This is a genomic window from Natronomonas sp., from assembly GCF_036625485.1.
Lineage (GTDB): Archaea > Halobacteriota > Halobacteria > Halobacteriales > Haloarculaceae > Natronomonas.
Map to the genome: position 1 here is coordinate 1 of NZ_JAZKTR010000207.1, position 3567 is coordinate 3567.

Genomic DNA, 3567 nt, shown 5'->3' on the forward strand with positions numbered 1-3567 from the left:
GTCGCGGCGTTCCTCTCGTCGGCCTCGAAGGCCGCCGGCTTCGTCGTCGCCTTCCGTGTCTTCGTCGTCGCCTTCCCCATCGATGTCGTCGCCGGCAGCGCCTACGCCATCGACTGGGTACTCGCCTTCCAGATTCTCGCCGTCCTCACGATGACGGTGGGGAACTTCGCGGCGGCCACCCAGGAGAACGTCAAGCGGATGCTCGCGTATTCGAGCATCGGCCACGCCGGCTACGTCCTTATCGCGCTGGGTGCCCTGACGGGCATCGGCGGTTCGGGGGCGGAATCGCTCGTCCTCGGTGCCGGGATGATCCACCTGCTGGTCTACGGCTTCATGAACACGGGCGCATTCCTGTTCATCGCCCTCGTCGAGTACTGGGATATCGGTCGTACGTTCCGCGACTACAACGGCCTCGCCAAGGAGGCGCCGCTGGCCTGCGTCGCGATGACCGTCTTCCTGTTCTCGCTGGCGGGCCTGCCGGTCGGCGGCGGCTTCGTCTCGAAGTACTACCTCTTCGCGGGCGCGGTCGGTGCCGGCGTCTGGTGGCTCGCCCTCGTGGGTGCGGTCAACAGCGCACTGAGCCTCTTCTACTACAGCCGCGTCGTCAAGGCGATGTGGCTCGAAGAGGCGGACGAACCGCTCGAACTGGAGAGTTACCCGACGGCACTGTACGCGGCGTTGCTCATCGCCGCCGTGATGACCGTCGCCCTGCTGCCCGGCCTCGCCGTCTTCGATACGGCGGCCTTCGACGCCGCCGCGACGGTCCTGCAGGGCTAACTTCCGCACGCTTTAGACGTTCCCGCCCCCAGCGATACCTATGAATCGGCTGGTACTGGGGTGTGGGTCGGTCGGCTTACCGCTCGCCGAGCGCCTCGCCCGCCGCCCGGAGCGGTTGCTCGTGGTCCTCGAAGACGACGAGCGGCGCGCGGATTCGCTCCGGGAGGAGGGCATCGACGCGCGGTCGCTCGAACGAACCGACCCCGACGCGCTTCGGACGGTTGCCGGGGCCGTCGATTCGATCGTCCTCGCACCCGACGAGACCGATCGCCTGCTCCCGCTGGCACGCCTCGCCAGAGCAGCCTATCCGGACGCCTTCCTGCTCGCGTGTTTCGACTCGGGGACCGCCGCCGCCGACCGCACCGCCGTTTCGGATCTCGTCGACCGAACCATCGACGCCGCCGCCGAGACGAGCGAGTACGTGCTTGATCGAGCGGGGGACGACGGGGTTCGGATGCGAAAGTTCAAGCGTATCCTCCGGGATATCGACGGGACGCTCGCGGTCATCGCTCACGACAACCCGGACCCGGACGCCATCGCCTCGGCGGTCGGGTTGACGCGGATCGCGGAGGCGACCGGCACCGATGCGACGCCCTGTTACTACGGGAATATCAACCATCAGGAGAACCGTGCGCTGGTCAACCTTCTGGAGTACGACCTTCGAAACCTGACCGAGGACGTCGACCTCGACGAGGAGTTCGCGGGTTTCGCGCTGGTCGACCACTCCCGGCCCGGCATCAACGACGGCCTCCCGGAGTCGACGCCGATCGATATCGTCATCGACCACCACCCGCCACGGGCCCCCGTCGAAGCGCGGTTCGTCGATCTCCGAAGTAACTTCGGGTCGACGAGTACCCTCATCGCGGGGTATTTTCATCAACTGGGTATCGAACCGCCCGCCGATATCGCGACGGGACTGCTCTATGGCCTCCAGACGGACACGGACGATTTCACCCGCGAAGTGGACGTCCCGGACTTCGAGGCGGCGGCCCGACTGGTCGACCGCGCCGACAGCAGCGCGCTCCAGCGCATCGAATCCCCGAGCGTGACCGCCGATACCCTCGAGACGGTCGCCAGTGCCATCGTCAATCGGCGCGTCGAGAAGGACGTCCTGACGACCGGCGTCGGCCGGATAAGCGACCGGGACGCCCTCGCGCAGGCAGCCGACAAACTGCTCGAAATGGACGGCATCTCGACGACGCTCGTGTTCGGATACACCGAGGAGGTCGTCTACATATCGGCGCGCTCGCGAGGGACGGACCTCGATCTGGGGGAGGCGCTCCGGGACGCGTTCGGACAGATCGGTAGCGCCGGGGGTCACGCGGAGATGGCGGGCGCCCAGATTCCCGTCGGGATGCTCGTCGAGGAGGACGACGAGGCCGACCGCGGTGAGGTCATCGAGGAGGTCATCACCGAGCGGTTCTTCGAGACGATGGGTATCGAGTTGACCCGCCCGGCGACCGCGGTCTACGCCGACTTCCTCGGCACGGACGAACTCGGTGAGTGAGCTTTTTGCGGCGTCGGCCCGTCCGTCCGCACGATGGACGACGAGCCCGAAGACGACCTCTACGAGAACAAGCCGCGGGTGACCGATTACATGACCCGCGATGTCGATACGGTGTCGCCTGACGACACCGTCGGCGAGGTATCCAAACGAATCGCCGATAGCGACGCCCACAGCGGCTTTCCGGTCTCTGATGGCCGCCGCGTCGACGGGTTCGTCAGCGCGCGGGACCTGCTGCTCGCCGACGAACACGAACCGATATTCAAGGTGATGACCGAGGACATCATCGTCGCCCATCCCGACATGAAGATCACCGACGCCGCGCGGGTCATCCTCCGATCCGGCATCCAGCGGCTCCCGGTGGTCGACGACGCTGGCAACCTCGTCGGCATCATCTCCAATGCGGATGTCATCCGCTCGCAGATCGAGCGGGCGACCCCGGAGAAGGTCGGGAAACTGATGCGGACCCTCGAAAGCATCCACGGCGTCGGCACGACCGAGGAGCGTCGCACGGTCGAGCTCTCGGAGTTGACCCCGACCCAGACGAAGGTCTACACGGACGAACTCGAAGGCCGGACCTACGAACTCGAAAACGGCCTCGCCGAACCGCTCGTGGTCATCGACAACGCGGGCGAACTCCTGCTCGCGGACGGCCACCACCGCGTCAAAGCGGCTGCCAGGCTCGGAATCGACGAGATAGACGCCTACGTGATCGTCCTCGACGAACGCGTCGAACTGGGGATGGCCGAGACGGCACGGAAGGGGAACCTCGAATCCATCGACGACATTCAGGAGGTCGACTACGCTCACCACCCGCTCGTCGAGACGACCAAACGGCTCCAGGGGAACCAGGACCAGTAGGACGGTTTGCGGGGCGCTCGGATTCCGTCGGACGCCAACCTTCATATCTGGTCCATCCGATACTGTTGGTATGTTCGACGAGGAGGACCTCGCGGAGATACGTGACGATCGGGAGCGCTGGGAGTCGGAGACGCTCGACCCCTTCCTGGAACGCGGCGAGCGGAAGGACGACTTCGTGACGGTCTCGAACCACGAAGTCGACCGCCTTTACGGGCCAGAAGACATCGTCGATATAGATTACGACGAGGACCTCGGGTTCCCGGGTGAACCACCCTATACGCGCGGTGTCTACCCGACGATGTACCGTGGTCGGACGTGGACGATGCGGCAGTTCGCGGGCTTCGGGACGGCCGAGGAGACCAACGAGCGCTTCCACTACCTCATCGACGAGGGGCAGACGGGCCTCTCCACTGCGTTCGACATGC

4 protein-coding genes are annotated in these 3567 nt (G+C 65.7%); all 4 read left to right on the top strand.

Going from position 1 to position 3567, the window contains the following annotated elements:
• Positions 1–777, top strand: a 777-nt coding sequence (locus V5A53_RS13825) for an NADH-quinone oxidoreductase subunit N (RefSeq protein ID WP_332314202.1), incomplete at its 5' end; no start/stop codon positions are given.
• Positions 778–817: 40 nt separating this feature from the next.
• A complete protein-coding gene (locus V5A53_RS13830) occupies positions 818–2284 on the top strand; it encodes a DHH family phosphoesterase (RefSeq protein WP_332314203.1) in 1467 nt (488 codons plus the stop codon).
• Between the two features lie 33 nt (positions 2285–2317).
• On the top strand, positions 2318–3142 hold the full coding sequence (locus tag V5A53_RS13835) for a CBS domain-containing ParB/RepB/Spo0J family partition protein (RefSeq protein WP_332314204.1): 825 nt from the start codon (positions 2318–2320) through the stop codon (positions 3140–3142).
• Positions 3143–3212: 70 nt separating this feature from the next.
• Positions 3213–3567 (top strand): methylmalonyl-CoA mutase family protein (locus V5A53_RS13840; RefSeq protein ID WP_332314205.1); only part of this gene is annotated, 355 nt, incomplete at its 3' end.

What these genes read in the sequence shown, in the direction of transcription:
- V5A53_RS13830 (WP_332314203.1), top strand. Translation starts at nt 818, where the DNA reads ATGAATCGGCTGGTACTGGGGTGTGGGTCGGTCGGCTTACCGCTCGCC.
- V5A53_RS13835 (WP_332314204.1), top strand. Translation starts at nt 2,318, where the DNA reads ATGGACGACGAGCCCGAAGACGACCTCTACGAGAACAAGCCGCGGGTG.